The 23,013-nt window shown below is 39.1% G+C and carries 16 protein-coding genes; 8 read left to right on the top strand and 8 right to left on the bottom strand.

The window, feature by feature from the left end:
• Positions 1 to 61: 61 nt before the first annotated feature.
• Entirely contained in the window at positions 62 to 328 is a 267-nt protein-coding gene (locus F6K23_RS10265; RefSeq protein WP_293154311.1) for a hypothetical protein, read from the bottom strand.
• Positions 329 to 743: 415 nt separating this feature from the next.
• A complete protein-coding gene (locus F6K23_RS10260) occupies positions 744 to 4,733 on the bottom strand; it encodes a magnesium chelatase subunit H (RefSeq protein WP_293154308.1) in 3,990 nt (1,329 codons plus the stop codon).
• A gap of 615 nt (positions 4,734 to 5,348) precedes the next feature.
• Between F6K23_RS10260 and F6K23_RS10255 the strand changes: the two genes are divergently transcribed.
• Positions 5,349 to 6,017 carry a hypothetical protein gene (locus F6K23_RS10255; RefSeq protein WP_293154305.1) on the top strand — a complete coding sequence of 223 codons (669 nt, stop codon included), beginning with the start codon at positions 5,349 to 5,351 and terminating at the stop codon, positions 6,015 to 6,017.
• 594 nt (positions 6,018 to 6,611) lie between these two features.
• Here F6K23_RS10255 and F6K23_RS10250 read toward each other — a convergent pair.
• Complete coding sequence (locus F6K23_RS10250; protein WP_293154303.1) at positions 6,612 to 6,764, bottom strand: hypothetical protein; 153 nt, start codon at positions 6,762 to 6,764, stop codon at positions 6,612 to 6,614.
• Between the two features lie 221 nt (positions 6,765 to 6,985).
• On the opposite strand from F6K23_RS10250, the gene F6K23_RS10245 reads away from it, so the two are divergent.
• From F6K23_RS10245 to F6K23_RS10230, 4 genes are all read left to right on the top strand, one after another.
• Positions 6,986 to 8,602: an ABC transporter substrate-binding protein gene (locus F6K23_RS10245; RefSeq protein ID WP_293154301.1), complete on the top strand. Its 1,617-nt coding sequence runs from the start codon at positions 6,986 to 6,988 to the stop codon at positions 8,600 to 8,602.
• A 319-nt stretch (positions 8,603 to 8,921) separates the two neighbouring features.
• Positions 8,922 to 10,484: an ABC transporter substrate-binding protein gene (locus F6K23_RS10240; RefSeq protein WP_293154299.1), complete on the top strand. Its 1,563-nt coding sequence runs from the start codon at positions 8,922 to 8,924 to the stop codon at positions 10,482 to 10,484.
• A gap of 296 nt (positions 10,485 to 10,780) precedes the next feature.
• Positions 10,781 to 13,114, top strand: a complete 2,334-nt coding sequence (locus F6K23_RS10235) for an ATP-binding protein (protein WP_293154297.1) — start codon at positions 10,781 to 10,783, stop codon at positions 13,112 to 13,114.
• Between the two features lie 307 nt (positions 13,115 to 13,421).
• Positions 13,422 to 14,756 carry a response regulator gene (locus F6K23_RS10230; protein ID WP_293154294.1) on the top strand — a complete coding sequence of 445 codons (1,335 nt, stop codon included), beginning with the start codon at positions 13,422 to 13,424 and terminating at the stop codon, positions 14,754 to 14,756.
• Between the two features lie 1,761 nt (positions 14,757 to 16,517).
• Here the strand turns inward: F6K23_RS10230 and F6K23_RS10225 are convergent.
• On the bottom strand, positions 16,518 to 16,799 hold the full coding sequence (locus F6K23_RS10225) for a hypothetical protein (protein WP_293154291.1): 282 nt from the start codon (positions 16,797 to 16,799) through the stop codon (positions 16,518 to 16,520).
• A 328-nt stretch (positions 16,800 to 17,127) separates the two neighbouring features.
• Here F6K23_RS10225 and F6K23_RS10220 point away from each other — a divergent pair, with 328 nt between their 5' ends.
• The 3 genes from F6K23_RS10220 (at position 17,128) to F6K23_RS10210 (ending at position 19,987) form a co-directional block, all read left to right on the top strand.
• Positions 17,128 to 17,907: a hypothetical protein gene (locus F6K23_RS10220; protein WP_293154288.1), complete on the top strand. Its 780-nt coding sequence runs from the start codon at positions 17,128 to 17,130 to the stop codon at positions 17,905 to 17,907.
• A gap of 572 nt (positions 17,908 to 18,479) precedes the next feature.
• The gene (locus F6K23_RS10215; RefSeq protein WP_293154286.1) at positions 18,480 to 19,397 is read left to right on the top strand and encodes an alpha/beta fold hydrolase; all 918 of its coding nucleotides are present in this window, start codon (positions 18,480 to 18,482) and stop codon (positions 19,395 to 19,397) included.
• A gap of 257 nt (positions 19,398 to 19,654) precedes the next feature.
• Complete coding sequence (locus F6K23_RS10210; protein ID WP_293154283.1) at positions 19,655 to 19,987, top strand: hypothetical protein; 333 nt, start codon at positions 19,655 to 19,657, stop codon at positions 19,985 to 19,987.
• A 212-nt stretch (positions 19,988 to 20,199) separates the two neighbouring features.
• Here F6K23_RS10210 and F6K23_RS10205 read toward each other — a convergent pair whose 3' ends face one another.
• From F6K23_RS10205 to F6K23_RS10190, 4 genes are all read right to left on the bottom strand, one after another.
• On the bottom strand, positions 20,200 to 20,946 hold the full coding sequence (locus F6K23_RS10205; RefSeq protein WP_293154281.1) for a tetratricopeptide repeat protein: 747 nt from the start codon (positions 20,944 to 20,946) through the stop codon (positions 20,200 to 20,202).
• Positions 20,947 to 21,113: 167 nt separating this feature from the next.
• On the bottom strand, positions 21,114 to 21,548 hold the full coding sequence (locus tag F6K23_RS10200) for a tetratricopeptide repeat protein (protein WP_293154279.1): 435 nt from the start codon (positions 21,546 to 21,548) through the stop codon (positions 21,114 to 21,116).
• Positions 21,502 to 22,047: a serine protease gene (locus F6K23_RS10195; RefSeq protein ID WP_293154276.1), complete on the bottom strand. Its 546-nt coding sequence runs from the start codon at positions 22,045 to 22,047 to the stop codon at positions 21,502 to 21,504. The genes F6K23_RS10200 and F6K23_RS10195 overlap by 47 nt, the downstream gene beginning before the upstream one ends.
• Positions 22,048 to 22,257: 210 nt before the next feature.
• A complete protein-coding gene (locus tag F6K23_RS10190; protein ID WP_293154273.1) occupies positions 22,258 to 22,404 on the bottom strand; it encodes a hypothetical protein in 147 nt (48 codons plus the stop codon).
• Positions 22,405 to 23,013: the final 609 nt, after the last annotated feature.

Here is a 23,013-nt window from a genome sequence, read left to right as displayed (position 1 = left end):
GACTTTAGTCCTAATACTAAGCATTGTAAGGGCTAAAGCCCAACTACAAACAAAAACTTTATTATAAGTAATTATCCGAACATGATATTACATATCGATCTAAATATACATCTTTTTTTTTAGAGTGAATAGGAATATCTTGCCAAAATTGCTGTGCTATTTTGCCAATATTTGATAGTTGCATTTGACCTTGAGTAATATTGCCGAAAAAGTTTTCTCGGTTGGAGGTACAAATTGTTACGAAATACCAGCCATTTTCGGCATAATTCCAATGTGACAAACGGGTAGATTTTCTGCCACTTTTTATTTCAACATATTCCGTATTCATTATATTTTTGTAAGGATTCAGGTTTGTGAATACTGCTGTTTATATTATATTCGGTAAAATTTCCACAATGTAGGGACGTTGCATGCAACGTCCTTACAGGTAACGTTCTTACGGGTATGGAGAAGCAAGGTTGATAATTTGCTGGTTATCAATATTATTATACAATTTGGCGGTCTTCAACAATGAATAATGAATAATTACCTCTCCTTGAAAAGAAGAGGATTGACTAATAATGAAAAATTTTCTTTATTATCCCCTTAAAAGGGGAGGCTTTAAACCACAATTTTTCGGTAAAAATTGTAGAGACCTTATTGCAATATTGTTTTTTGTCAAATTCCCACAACAAATGTAGGGACGTTGCATGCAACGTCCCTACGGTGGAATAACAAATATTACGGTGTGAACAACAAACCTACTACTCTATTCCTTCAATCCGATCCTCCACTTGCTGATACAACTCTCTCAACTTATCCAAATTACTCTCACTGGTCTCCCAATAACCACGACCATTCACCTCCAAAAGTGTAGTCACCATTTTCCGGAACGAATGCGGATTCAAGTTCAACAACCGCTGCTGCATCTGCTCATCTTTAATAAAGGTCTCATTCACATCCTCATAAACCCAATTATCAACGGCACCAGCAGTGGCACTCCATCCCATGGTATTCACCAGACGCTTTGACAATTCCCGCACCCCTTCATAACCATGAGACAACATTCCCTCATACCATTTTGGATTCAACATTTTAGTCCGAGCATCCAAACGTACCGTCTCTGACAAAGACCGCACCTGAGCATTGGCAGTTGTTGTATCCGCAATATAAGAAGATGGTTTTTTCCCATCATCCCGGAGAGTCGCTACAATTTTTGTCGGATCGGAATCAAAATAATGACTTACGTCTGTCAAACTAATTTCTGACGAATCTAAATTCTGGAATGTCGCGTCGGCAGTTTTCAATGCTGACTCAAATACTTTCCGGTTATCCTCCATCATTCCAGGGTTATCAGAATTAAAAGCAAAAGACTTACGCTTCAAATACATTTCCTGTAATTCCGACTCATCTTCCCAGGTACTATTTTCCACTGCCAAATTAACATTTGCAGCATAAGAACCGGAAGCATTAGAAAATACCCGCGTTGCAGCTTGACGTAAATTTACCCCTAAATCTTCTGCTTGCTTCAAAGCGTGCTTCCGAACAAAATTCATCTCTTCCGGTTCGTCCGCTTCTGCCGCCATTTTCACAGCTTTATCCAAAAGATTCATTTGATTGATAAATAAATCTCGGAATACACCGGAACAGTTAATCACTACGTCAACACGAGGACGACCTAATTCCTCCAATGGAATTAATTCCAATTTATTCACCCGACCCAAAGCATCAGGTACAGGTTTCACACCTACCATCCACATCACCTGAGCAAGAGATTCACCGTAAGTCTTGATATTATCAGTACCCCACAAAACAACAGCGATAGTTTCTGGATATTGCCCACCATTCTCCTGCATTTGTCGTGCCAATAAACGGTCAACTACAATTTTTGCCGACTTCACCGCAGCAGCAGTAGGAATAGACTGGGGGTCTAGAGCGTGCATATTTTTACCAGTAGGCAAAACATCGGGGTTCCGAATAGGGTCGCCACCAGGTCCGGGTAAAATATATTCCCCTTCCAACGCTCGTAACAGAGAACCTAATTCATTATCAGCACAAACCTGCTCCAAGCAAAATTCCAAATATTCAAACAGAGGTTTAATAAGTTCCGCATCAACATCAGGAAAACCAGCTTCATCCAAAGCTTCTATCCAAGGTGCTTTTTTCCTCATATTGAAGAAATTGAGTTTGCTCACCATAGAAACTCGACCATCAGCGTCAGTTTGTTGGTGAACTAATGCAGCTACAGCACTGCGAGTCGCTTCAACAATTTTTTGCAGTAACTCAACATCGGCAAGAATACCCTTATTATTATTTTGATAAAGTTCCTCAATATCGCGGTTGAGACTATTAGCAATAATGCGAGGTAAACCAGTTATCCCTTCCTCTTCTCTGTCTAGACTAGCAATATTTACCAAAGTAGCGATCGCCTCTTCAGAACTAGGAGGTTTTCCAATAATGTGCAAACCGCAAGGCAATAACCGGGACTCAATTTCCATCAACCTGCGATAAACATCCCCAACAATGTTATCTCGTTCTTCAGCAGTCAACTCTTGAGCATCTTTTTCTGGCAGGATAATATCTTGGTCTAAATTCACCATCCGACATTTATCCATAATAGTGTTGACAATGGGAATACCCCGTCCGCTATCCTTCAAAGTTTGATAGGAACCGATTAATTCGTTCAATTCCTGCAAACCTTTATATAAACCAGCATTTTCCGCAGGGGGAGTCAAGTAGGAAATGGTCTCAGCATAACTCCGACGTTTGGCAATAGTCGCTTCACTAGGATTATTCGCTGCATAATAATAGATGTTGGGAGTACTACCAATGAGATTATCTGGATAACAATCTCCAGACATTCCAATTTGCTTACCAGGCATAAATTCTAGAGAACCGTGAGTACCGAAATGTAGCACCGCATCAGCTTTCCAAACTTGTTCTAAATAAGTATAGTAAGCAGCAAAACCATGATGGGGACTTGCGGAACGGGAGAATAATAACCGCATGGGGTCGCCTTCATAACCAAATGTTGGTTGTACTCCAATAAAAACGTTGCCGAAACTCTTACCGTAGATTAATAAATTTTCGCCATCGCTATTCAGATTTCCAGGAGGCGGTCCCCAGTTTTCATGTAAACGTTCGGAGTATGGAGTCAAACGTTCGTATTGTTCGACCGACATCCGGTGAGCAATATTCAATTCCGGACTTTGATATTGAGCAGTAGCATCGTGAATAACTTGCTTCATCAATTCTTCTGCAGAGTCTGGCAAGTCTTGGATATCGTAACCGTTTCCTTTGAGTGCTTTTACTACTTCATAGATAGATCCAAATACATCTAAATATGCAGCAGTACCAACATTTCCTTTATCTGGTGGGAAACTGAAAATCGTAATAGCAACTTTTTTGTCTAGTTTTGGTTTACGTCTGAGACTTGCCCATTTCATAGCACGTTGAGCAACAGCTTCGATGCGGTCTTGGAGAGCAATCGCTTTTCCAGTTGCTCCATCACGACCAGACATAATAATAGGTTCGATCGCTCCATCCAATTCTGGAATAGCTATTTGCAAAGCTACTTGTATGGGGTGGAGACCAAGTTCGCTTTCTTCCCATTCTTCGGTAGTTTGGAAAACTAGAGGCAAAGCTACCATATATGGTCTGTTCAACCGTTTCAACGATTCAATAGCTTTCGGATGGTCTTGTCTAGCAGGTCCACCAACCAGTGCAAAACCTGTCAAAGAAATTACCGTATCTACTAATGGTGTAGGTTCAACTCCTTTAGCAGCAACTTCCCAGAAATAAGCATCGACTGGTTTGGAAAAATCTAATCCTCCAGCAAATACAGGAATAACTCTAGCTCCCATTGCTTCCAATTCTTGCAACATCGCAACATAGTGAGCATCATCTCCCGTAACTAAGTGGGTACGCTGCAATACCAACCCAACACAGGGAGCGAGGGGGTCTTTCAAATCTTCAGAAATATCTTTCCGGTTGTTGTACCAGGTGAGATATTCTTTAACATCCTCAAACATTTTAGGTGCTAGTGGATGCCAAACACCCATATCTGGGTAAACCACTGGTTCCACATATTGGAGAGAGCTGTTTTTCTTGTCTTTAAAAACATATTTATCTGCCAACATCAGCAGGAAATTTTCCAGGTTTTCCGACGAACCCCCTAACCAATATTGGAAACTAAGCATAAAGTTCCTAGCATCCTGCGCCTTATCAATAGGCATATATTTCAAAACTTTCGGCAAAGTTTGCAACAACTTCAACATTCCATCTTGGAAAGAAGAACCAGATTTTTCCTTCCGCTTCCGCATAAACTGAGCGATCGCGCTTTTACTCTGGCCTAGTTGCGCCATGGAAAAACTGCCCATTTTATTCAGGCGCATAACTTGTGGCATGGAAGGGAAAACAACAGCAGCGTCCAACTTATCTCGGTGGGGGGTAACAGCCTCCACTACTTTTTCGGCCAAGTCTTCAATGAAAATTAGGGAAGCGATAAAGATATTAGCTTCAGAAACTTCTTTTTTAAAATTTTCGTAATTTTGTGGGTCTCTTAATTCTTCTATTAAATAGCCACTTATTTCAATGGCCAGATTAGGATTTTTTTCGTTAATAGAACGCACCGCTGCTGAGAGAGAACTCTGATATTGTGCTTCTAAAACGATATATACGACTTTTAAGAGCGATCGCCCTTTAAGGTCTTCTGGGACAATGTGGCGAACGGCGGGTTTAACAGATGTGAACATTTAAGTATTGCTCCTTGAGGATAATTGCTGATACTTAATGAGTATATTTACCAGAAAACGTTAATAAAAGGTAGAGTAAAGTCTTGATTTGATACAATTCGATAAGAAATTTGAAATTTTTCGTTACATTTATTGACAAAATGGCGATTATATATTCCGATTTTTGTTAAAAAAATCAGCTTGACATTTTGCTATAAATATGAATATTCATCTTTGTACCTTTAGATAGAATTGGAATGAGAGAAAATTCTGAAAAAGTCTTTGGATTAACTGGCCTTAACGAAGTCAGAAGTCAGAAGTCAGATAGGGGAGCCGTCGGATTGGCGACGTACAGAAGTTAACCCACCCCTAGCCCCTCCCCCGACCGTGGAGGGGAAGTAGGGGATTTGAGCAAAGCTCCAAAAACCCGATCGCCTTAAAAGGCGGGGTTGCGCGACCCATGTTATTTTGATCAACTTAACTCTAATATCCTTAACCATGAAAATTTATTGCATTGATGCAAACAGTTATTCAATGATTTGAGCAGACATCTGCTGCTTTCCTTATATTTATAAAGAAACAACTAAATACGCACCGCCAGAAGAATTAAGCTTAGGTTTAGAGGAAGCCAGAACATTGTTCCTAAGTGGACGCTGTGCGCTGACCTTCGATTGGGGCGATATTGCAACATTAGCAATCGATCCAGCCATTTCCAAAATACCTGATCAAGTTGGCGCATCTATATTACCAGGTAGTAAAGAAGTTCTCGATCGCCAGACTGGTAAATTAGTAGCCTGTGATAAATTTACCTGTCCCTATGCCATTGATGGCGTTAACCATGCTCCTTATGGTGCGATGGGTGGATGGGTAGATTCAATTAATGCAGCGGCCAAACCAGAAGTTAAAGATGCTGCTTATGCACTGATTTCCTATATCAGCCAACCTGCACAATCCAATATTGATGTCACTATTGGCATTACGGGTTTTAATCCTTACCGCAGATCACAGTTTACTAACCGTGAAGCCTGGTTAGAGGCAGGAATTGGGGAAGAAGCAGCTAGTAAATACTTGGGTGGTATTTCTGTAAGTTTAAGAAATCCCAACATGGTATTAGATCTACGCATACCAGAAAATGCTCTCTACCAAAGAGAAATTTTGGATACTGCACTCGCCAGTTTTCTCACGGGTAAGATAACTCGCGATCAAACCATGGAACAAATTGAGCGAGAGTGGGAGGAAGTTACAAATAAAATGGGGCGAGATTCCCAATTACAAGACTACCGAGACAGTTTAGGAGTCGAATAATCAATTCAAAATTCAAAATTCAAAATTCAAAATTATAATATCATGTCCGGTAGTATCGGTATTGTATAGAACCCCCGATCGTATCTTCATAAATATTAAGTTTTTTAGCCAGGAGACAGGAGACAGGAGACAGGAGGTCATTTCAGTTATCAGTTATCAGTTATCAGTTATCAGTTATCAGTGAACCTCCGACTGAAGTCGGAGGCTTGAAATACTGAACTAAATATTTTTTTCATCCCCTTAAAAGGGGAGGCACATACCCTCATTTTTTGGTAAGAGGGAAGAAGAAAGATGTGGGGAGAAATAATACAAAAAATTCAACACTCCTTCTTCAGGTTTTCGGTCAAAATTGATCCGCGAAAAGACTTGACTACCATAATTATATAGATCTCAAATGGGTTCTATAGAAGCCATTTGAGATCTATATAAAATAGGTCATCAGGAGAAGTAATATCATGTCCGGCAGCATCGGTCTTGTATAGCAAAGGTAAGGAAGAAGGAAGAGGGAAGAAGGAAGAGGGAAGAGAGAAGAGGAAGAAAGGCTACCCTCGCAAGAAAAAAACCATTATTTCCTGTAGATATTCACCCTTGGGTTTACACAAACGATATAAACGGACATGATATAATTGATAAAAAATGGGTAATAATTGATTTGATGATTGGATTTGGGGAGATATTTAATACACCCCATCTCCCCATCTCCCCATCTCCCCATCTCCCCATCTCCCCATCTCCCCATCTCCCCACCTCCCCCTCTACTTTTAAATAGATCCGCTTAGGGGTTCTATAGAGAAGGTAAGGAAGAAGGAACAAGGAAGAAGGAAGAAGTAGGGGCGAACGGCCGTTCGCCCCTACAAGAGAAGGAAAAACCTTATATAGCGCTAGATATTTCCCCAACTTTATACACAAACGATACCAACAGACATGATATAACTTCTGCCTAAAGTCAGCTCAATTCAAAAATAATTATGAGTCAAAAGCGATCGATGTTACGTTGGAATTTAAGTATCAAAATTGCTATAGACATCTTAATGAAAATACTGGGCCACAAAAAAAATTGTCATCAGCAAAGATTATCTACAGCACTTGTAGCTTTCCTTTTGCTGTTTAATACAGTTGGTTGTAGTCAAAATAAATCCACTCTAGAAACAGATCCCGTTCCAACTAAAATAGAAAATTCAGTAAAACCACAAAGATTTGACGGGATTACCATTACGGTTGCCACCTTCTATAAAATTGGGATAGGAGTTGAACGTCGAGTGCGTGAGTTTGAACAACTGACGGGTGCTCAGGTTAATATGTTTACGTTTCCTATGAAGGATGTTTTTGCATCCATGCAGCAGGAGTTTGTGAACAAAACCAACAAGTATGATGTGGTTGTTTTCTCGCCCAAATGGATGACGGATTTTGTCAAGCCTGGATATTTGGAAAATTTAACAGCTCGCGTCCAAGCAGATAGGCAACTGGAATGGGATGATATTGCACCTTTTTTCCGCAATTTTATTGCCACCTACAAAGACCAAGTCTATGCTGTTCCTGTGGATGGCAATTTTCACATGGTTTATTATCGCAGGGATTTGTTTGAAAAGGCGAAGCTTGAGTCTCCACGAACCTGGGATGATTATCTCGCTATTGCCAAACAATTTCACGGGCAAGACCTCAATGGTGATGGTATACCAGACTATGGTTCTTGTATGATGAAAAAGCCAAAAGTCTTGAATCATCAGATATTTTGGTCGGTGGCAAGCTCGTTTCTCCAAAGTCAAGGAACACAAGAAGGTGGATATTTTGACCCCGAAACTATGAAGCCATTGGTCAATAACCAAGGCTTTGCCAGAGCACTAGATATTTATAAAGAAACAACTAAATACGCACCGCCAGATGAATTAAGCTTGGGTGTGGACGAAGCGAGAGCATTGTTCTTAAGTGGACGCTGTGCTTTAACCTTAGATTGGGGGGACATGGGAACATTAGCCATAGATCCAGCCATTTCCCAAATACCTAATAAAGTTGGCGCATCTATATCACCAGGTAGTAAAGAAGTTCTCGATCGCCAGACTGGTAAATTGGTAGCCTGCGATAAATTTAACTGTCCCTATGCCATTGATGGCGTTAACCATGCTCCCTATGGTGCGATGGGTGGATGGGCAGGTGGAATTAATGCAACGGCCAAACCAGAAGTTAAAGAGGCTGGTTATGCCCTGATTTCCTATATGAGCCAACCCGCGCAATCTAATGTTGATGTCACCATTGGGATTACGGGTTTTAATCCTTACCGTATATCACAGTTTACTAACCGTGAACCCTGGTTACAGGTAGGAATGGGGGAAGAAACAGTTAATAAATACTTAGGTGGTATTGCTGTAAGTTTAAAAAATCCCAACATGGTATTAGATCTACGCATCCCAGGAAATGATTTCTACCAAGGAGAAATTTTGGATGCTGCACTCACCAATTTTCTGACGGGTAAGATGACTCGCGATGAAACCATGAAACAAATTGAGCGAGAGTGGGATAAAATCACAAATCAAATGGGGCGAGATTCCCAATTACAATCTTACCGAGACACTTTAGGAATTCAATAACTATGTGGAGGAAGCAATCAATGTTACCTTGGAATTTAAGTATCATATAGAATCCGGTTGAATAGTTATTGTATCGTAGGGAGATGGGGAGATGGGGAGATGGGGAGATGGGGGGATGGGGAGATTGAAGTGTAGACACCAATTATGAACATATACTATATAACCGGATTGTATATCAAAATTGTTACCAAAAAATTGTGGGTATGTGCCTCCCCTTTTAAGGGGATAATAAAGAAAAATTTTCATCTCTTTGTCAATCCTCTTCTTTCAAGGAGAGGTAATTATTCATTATTCATTATTCATTGTTGAAAGACATCTTATGAAAATACTAGGCCACAAAAAAAATCGTCATCAGCAAAGATTATCTACAGCACTTGTAGCTTTCCTTTTGCTGTTTAATGCAGTGGGTTGTAGTCAAAACAAGTCCACTCCGGGAACCGATCTGGTTCAAGCTCCAATAGAAAATATAGATGTAGTAAAACCACAAAGATTTGACGGGATTACCATTACGGTTGCTACCTACGAGAAACCTCACGGGGTAGGGGTTGAGCGTCGAGCGCGTGAGTTTGAAAAACTAACGGGGGCTCAGGTTAATATGGTTAAATTTCCTCTCCAAGATACTTTTCCATCCATACAGCGGGATTTTGTGAACAAAACCAACAAGTATGATGTGGTTGTTTTCTCTGCCAAATGGATGACGGATTTTGCCAAGCCTGGATATTTGGAAAATTTAACAGCTCGTGTCCAAGCAGATAGCCAACTAGAATGGGATGATATTGCACCCTTTTTCCGCAATTTTATTGCCACCTACAGAGAGCAAATCTATGGGGTTCTTGTGGATGGTGATTTTCACATGCTTTATTATCGCACAGATTTATTTGAAAAGGCGGAACTTGAGTCCCCAAGAACCTGGGATGATTATCTCGCTATTGCCAAACAATTTCACGGCCAAGACCTCAATGGTGATGGTATACCAGACTATGGTTCTTGTATACCTAAAAAGCCAAAAAACGTGAATGATCAGTTTTTTTGGTCTGTAGCAAGTCCGTTTCTCCAAAGTCAAGGAACAGAAGAAGGTGGATTTTTTGACGCTGAAACCATGAAGCCATTGGTCAATAACCAAGCCTTTGCCAGAGCACTAGATATTTATAAAGAAACAACTAAATACGCACCGCCAGAAGAATTAAGCTTAGATTTAGAGGGAGCCAGAGCATTGTTCTTAAGTGGACGCTGTGCCCTAACTTTAGATTGGGGCGATACTGGCACATTAGCGATAGATCCAGCCATTTCCCAAATACCTGATAAAGTTGGTGCATCGATATTACCAGGTAGCAAAGAAGTTCTCGATCGCAATACTGGTAAATTAGTAGCCTGTGATAAATTTACCTGTCCCTATGCAATTGATGGCGTTAACCATGCTCCTTATGGTGCGATGGGTGGATGGGTAGGGTCAATTAATGCAGCGGCAAAACCAGAAGTTAAAGATGCTGCTTATGCACTGATTTCCTATATCAGCCAACCCGCACAATCCAATATTGATGTCACTATTGGCATTACGGGTTTTAATCCTTACCGCAGATCACAGTTTACTAACCGTGAAGCCTGGTTAGAGGCAGGAATTGGGGAAGAAGCAGCTAGTAAATACTTGGGTGGTATTTCTGTAAGTTTAAGAAATCCCAACATGGTATTAGATCTACGCATACCAGAAAATGCTCTCTACCAACGAGAAATTTTGGATACTGCACTCGCCAGTTTTCTAACGGGTAAGATAACTCGCGATCAAACCATGGAACAAATTGAGCGAGAGTGGGAGGAAATTACAAATAAAATGGGGCGAGATTCCCAATTACAAGACTACCGAGACAGTTTAGGAGTCGAATAATCAATTCAAAAGTCAAAAGTCAAAAGTCAAAAGTAAGAATTAATCAATTCAAAAGTCAAAAGTCAAAAGTAAGAATTAATCAATTCAAAAGTCAAAAGTCAAAAGTCAAAAGTAAGAATTAATCAATTCAAAAGTCAAAAGTCAAAAGTAAGAATTAATCAATTCAAAAGTCAAAAGTCAAAAGTAAGAATTAATCAATTCAAAAGTCAAAAGTAAGAATTATTTAATTCAAAAGTCAAAAGTCAAAAGTCAAAATTATAACTTCTAACTAAAGTAAACTCAATTCACAAATAATTATGAGTCAAAAGCAATCAATGTTTCGTTGGAATTTAAGTATCAAAATTGTGGCTGCTTATTCAGGCTTAATTGCTCTGATGGCAGGAATACTCACCACTACTCTTTACTGGCAGTTTCGCACAGCTAACCAGCAAGCAATGCGCGATCGACTATTAGATTTGCTGAGTTTAACAGCACCAGAAATTGACAGCGACTATCATTCCCTAGTTGTTACACCTAAAGATACTAATAAACCCTTCTACAAGATTAATCTCGAAGAACTCAAAACCGTTCAAGCTGCTAGTAAAGATGTCAACCGCATTTATACCTTGCGTCCCCAAAGCAACGGTAAATACGCTTTTGTCTTAGATGTCTATCCTACATCGAAATCATCAACATTTGTGGGACAAATAGCAGAGAATGTAACTCCGATTCTCTCAGCAGAAGGAAATACCCTATCCCAACCAAAGGTTGAAAACGATTTTGTGCAGAATACAGAAGGCAAAAACTTGTTATATGGATATGCACCGATCGAGGATCAATTTGGTCGCCTAGAGGGAATTTTAGCGATTGAATTAGATGCTACTTCAATCATGCAATCTGAAAAAATTGCTGCTGCAATCGCTTTAGGACTGTTCCTGATAATTTTAGCTTTGACGGTTATTATGGTGCGGTGGTTAGCACGATCGCTCATTGTCAATCGAACCCTCCGCTTAAATGATGCTGCTAAAAAACTAGCTGCTGGAGAATGGCATCAATCTTTATTAACTGAGAGTGATGATGAATTGGGAGAATTAGCCAATTCTTTTAATTACATGGCGGAACAGCTACAAACCTCATTCCAAAAACTGGAAGAATATTCCCAAACTCTAGAACAAAAAGTCAAAGAACGAACAGTGGAACTAGAGCAAGCAAAATTAATAGCAGATTCTGCCAACGAAGCCAAAAGCACTTTCATTGCCAACATGAGCCACGAATTACGCTCTCCTCTTAACGCTGTTCTTGGCTTTGCTCAAATTATGACTCGCTCCCAAACCCTGGGGCACGAAAATCAAGAAAATGTTGGCATTATTTATCGTAGTGGCGAACATCTCTTAAGTCTAATTAACAACATTCTCGATCTTTCTAAAATTGAAGCAGGTAAAACTACTCTCAATCCCCAAAACTTTGACCTCCACCGTCTGCTAGATGACATTGATGATATGTTTAAAATCAAAGCGGAGGAAAAAAATCTCTACTTACTCATGGAGTATGAACCCGATCTGCTCCGCTATGTCCGTACCGATCAAATTAAATTGCGCCAAGTGTTGATTAATTTGATTAACAACGCCCTCAAATTCACTCAATCTGGTGGCGTTTCCATTAGAGCTGGCAATCTGAAAACTAATAATCAAGCTAAAGTGTTAGATGCTAATTCCTCTACACTTCATTTTGAAATTGAAGATTCAGGAGCGGGAATTGCTCAAGAAGAATTAGAACATCTTTTTCAAGCCTTTAGCCAAACCAAAACCGGAAAACAAGCTCAGGAAGGAACAGGTTTAGGATTATCTATCAGCTACCAATTTGTGCGTTTGATGGGAGGCGAGATTAAAGTTAAAAGTGTCGTGGGGCAAGGCACAACTTTCCTATTTGATATTCAAGTTACTGAAGTAGCAGCCAGCGATATTACCACACACCATCCCTCTCGCCGAGTTATTGCTCTCGAACCCAATCAACCCAAATATCGTATTCTCATCGTTGACGATAAACCTATCAATCGCCAATTATTAATTAAACTACTTTCTCCCTTGGGATTTGAACTTCAAGAGGCAAATAACGGCCAAGAAACTGTGGATATTTGGGAGAAATGGGAACCACACTTAATCTGGATGGATATGCGGATGCCAGTCATGGATGGTTACACTGCCAGCAAAATTATTAAATCTCACCTCAAAGGTCAAGCAACAGCAATTATTGCCTTAACAGCAAGTGTCCTAGAAGAAGAAAAAGCAGTAGTCCTGTCCGCAGGATGCGATGATTTTGTGAGAAAACCTTTTCGAGAGGAAGAAATTTTTAATGCGATGAATAGATATATTGGTGTCAAATATATTTATGAGGAATTAATTCCAGAAAATACGACAACAAAAACAAAAGAGGTTTTAACCCCAGAGGTAATGTCAGAAATTCCTACTGAGATTTTAGCCCAACTCGAAGAGGCAGTCATGTTTTCTGATGAGGACTTAATTGCCACGCTAATAAAACAAATAGCTACTCATAATAATGCTTTGGCTCTGGCACTAAAAACTTCTCTGCATAACTTTGAGTATGAAAAAGTCTTGAGCTTAATCTCAGCAACCATAGGAGACAAGGAGTAATATCATGTCCGGTGGCATCGGTATTGTATAGCGAAGTAAGGAAGAAGCAAGAAGGAAGAAGGAAGAAGGAACAGAGAAGAGGGAAGAAGACTTAAAAGCTTGAAAAAACGTAAATTTCCTGTAGATATTCACCCTTGATTTTACACAAACTATACCAGCGGACATCATATAATATAAGGAGTAATATCATGTCCGGATAATTAGTGATAAAAACACTTCTTTTTCCTGGTACATTCTTTTCTCCTGTCTCCTGTCTCCTGTCTCCTCCCTAATTATTTATAACTGTTCAACCAGACATCATCTAAACATGAATTCTACTCAAGAGCAAATTATTATTATTGATGATACCCCAGCCAATTTACACGTACTTAGCAGTCTGTTAAAGGAAAATGGCTATCTGGTACGTTCGTTTCCTAGTGGAAAATTGGCTTTAACATTTATTGAAAAATTTTCTCCCAGTTTGATTTTGCTGGATATTCAAATGCCAAATATGGACGGGTACGAAGTTTGTCAACATCTCAAAGCAAACGAATTGACTTGTGATATTCCAGTGATTTTTATTAGTGCTTTAGATGAAGTGATGGATAAGCTCAAAGCTTTTACTGTGGGAGGGGTGGATTATATTACGAAACCATTTCAAGCGGAGGAAGTTTTAGCTCGCATTTCTACTCATTTAGAACTCACTCGCCTGCAAAAACTTCTGAAACAAGAAATTTATATGCAAGCTCAACAACTAGCAGAACAAAATAGACAACTCCAGCGGGTGAATCAGGAACTGAATAAAAAATACGATGAACTCAAACAAGCCCAACTCACTATTATTCAAAGCGAGAAAATGGCTACCTTAGGGAATCTCGTGGCGGGAGTAGCTCACGAAATTAATAATCCCGTCGGATTTATTTCTGGTAACTTAGATTGTGCCAACAAATACATCCAAAATTTAATTGATTTATTGCAACTTTATCAACAAGGATTTGATTGGAATAGCGAAACAACTCAAGATAAAATTGAGGATATAGAATTAGATTATCTGATAGAAGATTTGCCAGAAATGTTCGAATCAATGAGACAAGGAACTAATCGCATTACCGAGATTAGTAAATCTATGAGAACCTTTTCTCGTAGCGATACAATAGCAAAAGTTCCATTTAACATCCATGATGGCATAGATAGCACTTTATTAATTCTCAGACACCGACTCAAAGCTAATGAACTTCGCCCAGAAATAAAAGTAGTAAAAAACTATGGGAATTTGCCAGAAATTAACTGCTATCCCGGACAACTAAATCAAGTATTTATGAATTTAATTGCTAATGCTATTGATGCTTTAGAAGAAAGTAATTCTGGAAAAACTTTTCAAGAAATTCAAGCAGCACCAAATCAGATTACTATTACGACAGAAATTGACAATAGTAAACAAGAGGCAATTATCCGTATTGAAGATAATGGGACGGGAATGAGTGAGGAGTTAAAAAAGAAAATATTCGACCATTTATTTACTACAAAATTAGTAGGAAAAGGAACAGGATTAGGTTTATCTATTTCTAGGCAAATAGTGGAAGAAAAACATGGAGGTAAAATTACTTGTACTTCAGAATTAGGAATAGGAACTGAGTTCGTTATTACTTTGGCTAAAAAGTAAGTTAGAGTCTGACAAAAGCAAGTTTTCAAACTTCTTAGCTATAGTTATGGTTAGTCGCTTTTTTGTTGATAGAGCACACCGCTGCTGAGAGAGAACTCTGATATTGTGCTTCTAAAACTATATATAGAACCCCCGATCGTATCTTCATAAATATGCACGTTTTTTTAGCTAGGAGACAGGAGAAAGGAGACAGGAGTTCAACAATTAATAATTAATTATTAATTATTAATTATTACCTCTCCTTGAAAAGAAGAGGATTGACAAAGAGATGAAAATTTTTCTTCACAGGAGTCGATTGGATATGGCGAGGAGACCTCGCCATCCCATCCTACGGAATGCTGCGCAAACGACCGCTTATTATCCCCTTAAAAGGGGAGGCTTTAAACCATAATTTTTCGCTAAGAGGGAAGAGGGAAGATGTGGGGAGAAATAATACAAAAAATTCAACACTCCTTGAGATGATTTTCGGTCAAAATTGATGTGCGAAAAGACTTGACTACCATAATTATATAGATCTCAAATGGGTTCTATACAACTTTTAAGAGCGATCGCCCTTTCAAGTCTTCTGGGACAATGTGGCGAATGGTAGGTTTAACGGATGTGAACATTAAGTATTGCTCCTTGAGGATAATTGCTGATACTTAATAAGTATACTTACCAGAAAATGTTAATAAAAGGTAGGGTAAGGTCTTGATTTGATACAATTCGATCAGAAATTTGAAATTTTTCGTTACATTTATTGACAAAATAGCAGACATATACTTTCAACCTTTGTTAAGAAAAGTTAAGGCGATCTGTATACAAAATCATTTGGGATGAGGCTACAAATTATCAATTACCTGATGGTGAGAAATAGGATATTTCAATAATGAATAATTAATAATGAATAATTAATAATTACCTCTCCTTGAAAAGAAGAGGATTGACAAAGAGATGAAAATTTTTATTTATTATCCTCTTAAAAGGGGAGGCGCATACCCACAATTTTTCGGTAATTAGTTTTGCTTATGAATATAATAATATAGGACTTGCACATTCTTGATTTCTGAAGACTACATATTTCTGAAAAAAATGGCTTTTGATTGCCTATTCTATTTCAACTGCTCCCAAGGCTTTCAACGTGGCTTTCTCAGCTTCTGTCAAAGGTTCTTCTGCCTTTGTCACTCCATTAATATTCATGTTTTCGTATGGTCTTGGCGATCTTAGAGATTTTAGAAGACTTGCATTTTCGACATCCCATATCCTAATAATATCATGTCCGGCAGCATCGGTCTTGTATAGCAAAGGTAAGGAAGAAGGAAGAGGGAAGAAGGAAGAGGGAAGAGAGAAGAGGAAGAAAGGCTACTCTCGCAAGAAAAAAACCATTATTTCCTGTAGATATTCACCCTTGGGTTTACACAAACGATATAAACGGACATGATATAACTCCCTCTTCACTACCATGGGCAATCTTCAAACTATCAGAACTAAAGGCTCCCCGGCCTAAAGGCACGGGGATTCCTACTGAGCCGTAGCTCCTCGGCGGGTTGACGCTTTGCTTCGCATAGCTGCCGCTAACACAGGGTGCTGCTTCCTTGGCGGTAGTCTAACGCTTCCCTCCACGTCCGCGCACGAGTTTCCGAGTGCCCCCCGGCAACTAATAACACTGTACCACATATTCAATTCACTTGCACATAAAATAAAAAGTCGCCCTACAAGGGCGAGGCTTTAAACCCAATTTTTCGGTAAGTTTATCATAGAATGCTATTTTCGCGATCGCAACTACTTTCCCACTAAACCCACCCCGTCCCCAGTCTGATAGTTTTGCGCGTTTTCCTCTTGTAGAAGTTCGTCGATTTTCGCTCTTAACTTGTCTTGCCAACCTGAAATATTTTTGATTCCGTTGAACATCTCGTCATCTACTCGGACAGTCAGATTATTAGACTTGGGTTTTCCTGGTACTTTAGGTTTCCATCTATAAGCTAATAAATCAGGGTTTCCTCCTGGTCTCCCACACTTAGTAGAGGTTTTAGTCTGCTTCTTTTTTGTTGTTTTAGTGGCCATATTACAGTCCTTCTATTGTTTGTATATATTATAAGTTATATTATAGTTAGTAAGCAAGCAAAAAAAATTATAAAAATTATTTACATTTCCCGGTATGCAAACTATCATAATAAATGTAGAGGCCAATAAAGAAGTTCTACAAGTGGACAATAAAAAAGGACACCGCCCTCTCCTAGCAAAGTTGAGGCAATGTCCTTTTAAAGTCCCCGGTAAACAAGTATCAGGAGACAAATTAATGATATTTTTCATCAATCCAATTTCAATTATATTACAAAATTTCAGCCAAGACAAGGCTTTATTACGAGCCTACTTGGGCCTAACAAAATCAATGGCCACTAAACCAATTACTAATTCAGTAAACGAAACACGATTTTACTATAACCGCTTATTAGGCTACTTAATCTACCACCTAGAAAAAACGATCGCTGAGATTGAGGCTGCCGATACCTACATAGAAAAGCAAGAGCAACACAAAAGCAATTCAGAGACTACCTACACCCCACAGGAGGGACAAGCATACGACAGTGTATTTGGTCAACAGCCTCCACAAGATACACCAGAATCTGAGAAAATCGAATCACTATATTCTAATGAGGCAGAAATAGCTAAGTTGACATCCTCCCAAACTGAAACTTTAGAAGCTGTAGAAGCGAGTGAAACTAGGAGTAGTTTGCCACAACCTGAAACTACTCTGACTCAACTGAAGCAGCAGCTATTATCTAAGAAAAATAAATCACAACTAGAGCAATTCAAGTCAGAGATAGGAGCTCAGAAGGCTCTTGAGATTTGGGAAAGCTGCACAATTCCTGAGCGCAATCTAATCAAATGTATTAACGCTACCACTAAAAAAGGAGCCTTACCTTTTGATTTAGTTTGTTGGGTTAACCCTCAAGGAAGACGAGAGATAGGTCGCTATGTTGGGTTTTACCGTGGAGGTAAACAGTGTAAAGAGAACGAACGAGTGATTTATCTACCAAAGCATGACACATTCAAAGTCGTGGACAAGCGATCGCTCAAAGGAATAAATGCAAAGTCTCAAAAACCTTGCCCTCCTGAGCTTGCGACTAAGTTAGAAGCTGCATTAGAAGCACAACCAGAACCAGAGTAACCAACAGTTCAGGAAATAGCCAATAATGACTTCACAGGATTAGCACCCACCCCAAATCCCCAAAGTGGTTCAGAGATTGGAAGCAAGCTAGAGTCGCAACCATCAGAGTCAAACGTAAAAGTACAAACAGAACTAGACATCTAAACCAAACCAGCGCCAGGGACAAAAAAATCTGGCGTTGATGAAGCGAGTGTATGATATTAACCTTAATTACTTAGGAGTAACCCCACCCCTAACCCCTCCCAGGAGGGGAAGTCAGTAGGGGCGAATGCCATTCGCCCTTACAGGAGTTATATCATGTCCGGTTAAACAGTGATAAATAAATAACTACGGATAATGCTCAAGAGATTAGTGCTCGCCTAAGTTTTAAAAGATACGATCGGGGGTTCTATAAGTACCTCAAGCCAATTATTTGGATGTAGTATTACCCATCCAAAGTTAATTAGACACTTAGGTAGTATTATTTCTAGGTTTAGCAACAAAAGTCAAGGTAATAAAGCTATCAAACAGAAGAAAAAATCTTATACTAAGGTTGTTTCTACTTAATTCCAATTCTAAAGTCTAAAATTACTATGTTTATTCCTGTAGGTTTTGAACAAAAATCAATTGTCACCTCCCAAGGTCGCATGGTCTACTACACCAATGACAAAGCACCCTGGAAAATTGAGAGCGACAACACTGACGATGTACCGACCCTCGTATTTTTCCACGGTTTCGGTGGAGGTTCATCTGCCTACGAATGGTCGAAAGTTTACCCCGCCTTCGCCTCAGAATACCGCATCCTTGCTCCTGACTTAATTGGATGGGGGCGATCAGAACATCAAGCATTAGCTTACAAAGTTGATGACTACATCACCACAATTACCGAATTTTTAGAACAAACTTGTCAACCTCCCACCAGCGTTATTGCCTCTTCCCTGACTGCTGCAATAATGGTGAGAGTAGCGATCGCCCGTCCGGAATTATTCAAGTCTCTAATATTGACAACTCCCGCAGGTTTATCTGACTTCGGGGAAAATTATACCCGCAGTTTTTTCGCTCAACTTGTGAGTACCCCCGTACTAGATCGTTTGATTTATAATGGTGGTGTTGCTACTCCTGGGGGGATTAGAAGTTTTTTGGAAAACCGACAATTTGCTAATTCCAAGTTAGTTTATGAAGAAATTGTGGAGGCATATTTAGAGTCAGCAACTCAACCTAATGCTGAATATGCTGCTTTATCTTTTGTGCGGGGAGATTTGTGTTTTGACCTATCTTTATATATGGGTCAATTAACAATTCCCACGGTAATTATTTGGGGTAAAAAGTCGGAGTTTACTGGTCCAGAAATAGGTCAACGTTTAGCAGATTTGAATCCTCAAGCTGTAAGGATTTTTCAAACATTAGATGAGGTAGGTTTAACCCCTCAATTGGAAGTTCCAGCGGTGACTATTGGGTTGATTAAAAAGTTCTTGAAACAGTTAGATGAAGTTCCGGTTGCTGTAGTTTAGATCTTGGGAAAAATCGGGTTTCCAGTAGGGGCGAATGGCATTCGCCCTCATCATTCGCCCTTGTAGGATTTTGATTATGACGATGTGGTTTATCAATAAGAAATATAAGCATCAAGTAGAATTTTCATTTGGGTAGCTATCTGTAGGGGCAAATGCCATTTGCTCCTACCAAATATCGTGGTTCTGCGTAAGTCCTGATGATTTTTCTTTAACTATATTATTCTTCATAATTAGGGTTTGCTGAATCACGATTATTGATGTTCTATTTACTATTGTCCAATAGTTATGACTCTACTGAGAAAGCGATCGCTATCTTTGGTGATGGCTTGATGTTCTATTTACTATTGTCCAATAGTTATGACTCTACTGAGAAAGCGATCGCTATCTTTGGTGATGGCTTGATGTTCTATTTACTATTGTCCAATAGTTATGACTCTACTGAGAAAGCGATCGCTATCTTTGGTGATGGCTTGATGTTCTATTTACTATTGTCCAATAGTTATGACTCTACTGAGAAAGCGATCGCTATCTTTGGCGATGGCTTGATGTTAATTTATCTATTGTCCAATAGTTATTGCTCTGCTGATTAAACCTCAAAGCTTTTACAGGTAAAAGTTTCAGTCTTTTTCACCTCAAACATTGATGTTCTATTGATCTATTGTCCAATAGTTACAGCAGTTTCCGCGCGTTATGAAGTACATATGCACAAGCAAGTGCGGCAGCTATATATTTTCATGCAACAAAGCCATTATGGCTAATTAATTAGGATTTACTAATTATTAATTATCCATTATTAATAATATTATTGTAATTTTCTGAGTTGATCTAGAGAGTCTTGATAGAACTTTTGATTTCCTTGTTGTTTGTGTAGGTCGGCAGCTTTTTTCAAGTCTGATCTGGCTTTTTCAATATTTTTGTTACCCTTGTGAATCAAACCCCTGTTATGGTAAGCCCGAGCATATTTGGGATTGAGTCGAATAGCTTGGTTGAAGTCAGCGAGCGCCTTTTCATTTTCTCCCTGCTTGCGGTAAACAAGACCCCTGTTATTGTAAGCCCGAGCATATTTGGGATTGAGTTGAATAGCTTGGTTATAGTCAGCGAGCGCCTTTTCATTTTTTCCCTGTCTGCGGTAAACAATACCCCTGTTATTGTAAGCTTGAGCATATTTGGGATTGAGTCGAATAGCTTGGTTATAGTCAGCGAGCGCCTTTTCATTTTTTTCTAGGAGAGTGTAAACAAGACCCCTACCGTTGTAAGCTTTAGCATATTTGGGATTGAGTCGAATAGCTTGGTTAAAGTCAGCGATCGCCTCTTCATATTTTCCTTCGTTATAGTGCTTAACAGCCTTTTCAAAGTAACTTTCAGCATCCTGAGCGCTAGAATCTTTTTGACTAATGATCGCCTCTGAATTACCAGGAGTCAACCTATCGTCTCCATTTGAAGAACTTGGAGTAACAATTTCTACTGTACTTATTTCTGCTTCAGATTTACTATAGCCAACTAGAGCTATTGTGATTAATCCAATTATTAGTTTAGTAATATGTTTCATTATGGTTATTTGGTTATTTAAGCATTTTGAGATAGCTTTGACGGAATGCTCCGCAAAGGTTTCTAGAATTATACCAAATCCGCTTAGAAAAAGGTAGTTTATCCAAATCCTTCTAATCCTTTGGCTTTGAGTATTCAATAAATCTCCTATCTAAACCAGATTTAGTATTATTGTAACTCTCTGAGTTGATCTAGAGAGTCTTGATAATCCTTTTGATTTCCTTGTTGTTTGTATAAGTCGGCAGCTTTTTTAAAGTCCGATCTGGCTTTTTCAATATTCCTGTTACGCTTGTGAATCAAACCCCTGTTATAGTAGGCATGAGCATATTTGGGATTGAGTTGAATAGCTTGGTTATAGTCAGCGAGCGCCTTTTCATATTTTCCCTGCTTGCGGTAAACCTCACCCCTGCTATTGTAAGCATAAGCATATTTGGGATTGAGTCGAATAGCTTCGTTCAAGTCAACGATCGCCTTTTCATATTCTCCCTGGTTATAGTAAGCAATACCCCTGTTATTGTAAGCATAAGCATATTTGGGATTGAGTCGAATAGCTTGGTTACTGAAAACCTTCTCTATTCTCTCTTCCCGGCCAACCTGCCACATAAACTTGACTATTATTCTTTAACTGACTCACTTCCCCTACTTCAGCCACCTGATATTCCTTGACACTAGCAAACTTCACCACAGCCAAATCCTCTTTTGGGTAAAGGCGGATAATTTCTAGTCTAACTATTTCCACACCTCCTGCTGCTTCTTTACTACGAACAGCCACTTGATAATCATTTTGGTTGCGGAAAATATGTGCGGCAGTCAGTACATAATAAGTAGAACCTTCTTTACCAATAATTACCCCAGAACCAGAAGTGACAAACTCACTAACTATAGAAGTAAAACTAGGAGTAACAGTTTCTACAGTGATATTTTCAGCTAATCTAGCTATAGCAAAAGGACTTAAAGGAGTATTGTCTTGTTGAGCAGTAAAAATTGGATTTGCTCTGGAAGTTTTGCTAGACAAATCTGTATTTATTTCTGGTTCAGATTTAGTGTAGCTGACCAGAAAAATTGCGATTAATCCAATTGTTAATCTAGTAATATGTTTCATTATATAGCAATCAGGAATCAGTTGTGAGAATTGAAATGTTCCTTAAAAGTATAGAATATACCAATTATTATATTCATATAATACGTTTTTTTCTTCTTCTCTTTTCCCTCTCTTGGTGCGCGTTCCCTTGCGACTAACGTCGTCGCGGGGTCGCACCGCTGTTCCCTGTTCCTTAAAAGTTTTCAATATCTCACAACTCAAATCATATTGCTATAATTCTAAAAGCCAAACTAATAATAGTTTTATTTCAAGGGCGATCGCTCTGAGGAAACCATAACGTTTGAGTAAAATAATACAGCAAATTCCTTGCATAAGAGGTACAGAAATTAACAATTGAATGAATGCAAGTGCGGGCATCTTGCCCGCTTCGGGGTGTACCTCATAACGCGCGGAAACTGCTGTATTATTATCTTATCTTTGTATTCGCTGTTCTTTAAAGGGTTCAGCATTAATGGGAACTTGTTTACCGAAAAATTGTGGTTGAAAACCTCCTCTTTTAAGATGATAAAAAGCGGTCGAGGGATGGCGAGGTCTCCTCGCCATATCCAATCGACCAAGAGAAGAACAATTTTCATGATTAGTCAATACTATCCGTTTTAAAGGAGAGGTAATTATTAATTAGGGCTTGTTGATTAAATATAAAAGCATTGACATATAAAGACAAGTGCCTTTTTTGGGCATAAAAAAGTACCTGGTTTTCAGTCTAAAAAGCTAAAAAAGTTAGTATTTTAGGCGCATATTTGGGTAGAAAAATCAAGGGACAATTTTTACTCCTACTTCCTCGCTCATTCCCATTTATCCCCTCCTGGGAGGGGGAGGGGCGAGGGGTGTGTTGTCTCCTGTCTCCTGTCTCCTGTCTCCTACCCCAGCAAAAAGACTTTCCATACGCAAACCCTAATTATTAATTATTAATTGTTGAACATCGGGGTTATTCTGTTATGAGAAAGCTACAACTATTAGACATAT

This window comes from Okeania sp. SIO2C9, from assembly GCF_010672455.1.
Lineage (GTDB): Bacteria > Cyanobacteriota > Cyanobacteriia > Cyanobacteriales > Microcoleaceae > Okeania.
This window is presented reverse-complemented; position numbering and strand designations above follow the sequence as displayed.

Bases quoted from the DNA above. Each gene is read 5' to 3' on its own strand.
- F6K23_RS10205 (WP_293154281.1), bottom strand. From the start codon at position 20,946: ATGAAACATATTACTAAACTAATAATTGGATTAATCACAATAGCTCTA.
- F6K23_RS10260 (WP_293154308.1), bottom strand. From the start codon at position 4,733: ATGTTCACATCTGTTAAACCCGCCGTTCGCCACATTGTCCCAGAAGAC.
- F6K23_RS10225 (WP_293154291.1), bottom strand. From the start codon at position 16,799: ATGGCCACTAAAACAACAAAAAAGAAGCAGACTAAAACCTCTACTAAG.
- F6K23_RS10240 (WP_293154299.1), top strand. From the start codon at position 8,922: ATGAAAATACTAGGCCACAAAAAAAATCGTCATCAGCAAAGATTATCT.
- F6K23_RS10230 (WP_293154294.1), top strand. From the start codon at position 13,422: ATGAATTCTACTCAAGAGCAAATTATTATTATTGATGATACCCCAGCC.
- F6K23_RS10265 (WP_293154311.1), bottom strand. From the start codon at position 328: ATGAATACGGAATATGTTGAAATAAAAAGTGGCAGAAAATCTACCCGT.
- F6K23_RS10245 (WP_293154301.1), top strand. From the start codon at position 6,986: ATGAGTCAAAAGCGATCGATGTTACGTTGGAATTTAAGTATCAAAATT.
- F6K23_RS10220 (WP_293154288.1), top strand. From the start codon at position 17,128: ATGGCCACTAAACCAATTACTAATTCAGTAAACGAAACACGATTTTAC.
- F6K23_RS10215 (WP_293154286.1), top strand. From the start codon at position 18,480: ATGTTTATTCCTGTAGGTTTTGAACAAAAATCAATTGTCACCTCCCAA.
- F6K23_RS10190 (WP_293154273.1), bottom strand. From the start codon at position 22,404: ATGCCCGCACTTGCATTCATTCAATTGTTAATTTCTGTACCTCTTATG.
- F6K23_RS10195 (WP_293154276.1), bottom strand. From the start codon at position 22,047: ATGAAACATATTACTAGATTAACAATTGGATTAATCGCAATTTTTCTG.
- F6K23_RS10210 (WP_293154283.1), top strand. From the start codon at position 19,655: ATGTTCTATTTACTATTGTCCAATAGTTATGACTCTACTGAGAAAGCG.
- F6K23_RS10200 (WP_293154279.1), bottom strand. From the start codon at position 21,548: ATGTGGCAGGTTGGCCGGGAAGAGAGAATAGAGAAGGTTTTCAGTAAC.
- F6K23_RS10235 (WP_293154297.1), top strand. From the start codon at position 10,781: ATGAGTCAAAAGCAATCAATGTTTCGTTGGAATTTAAGTATCAAAATT.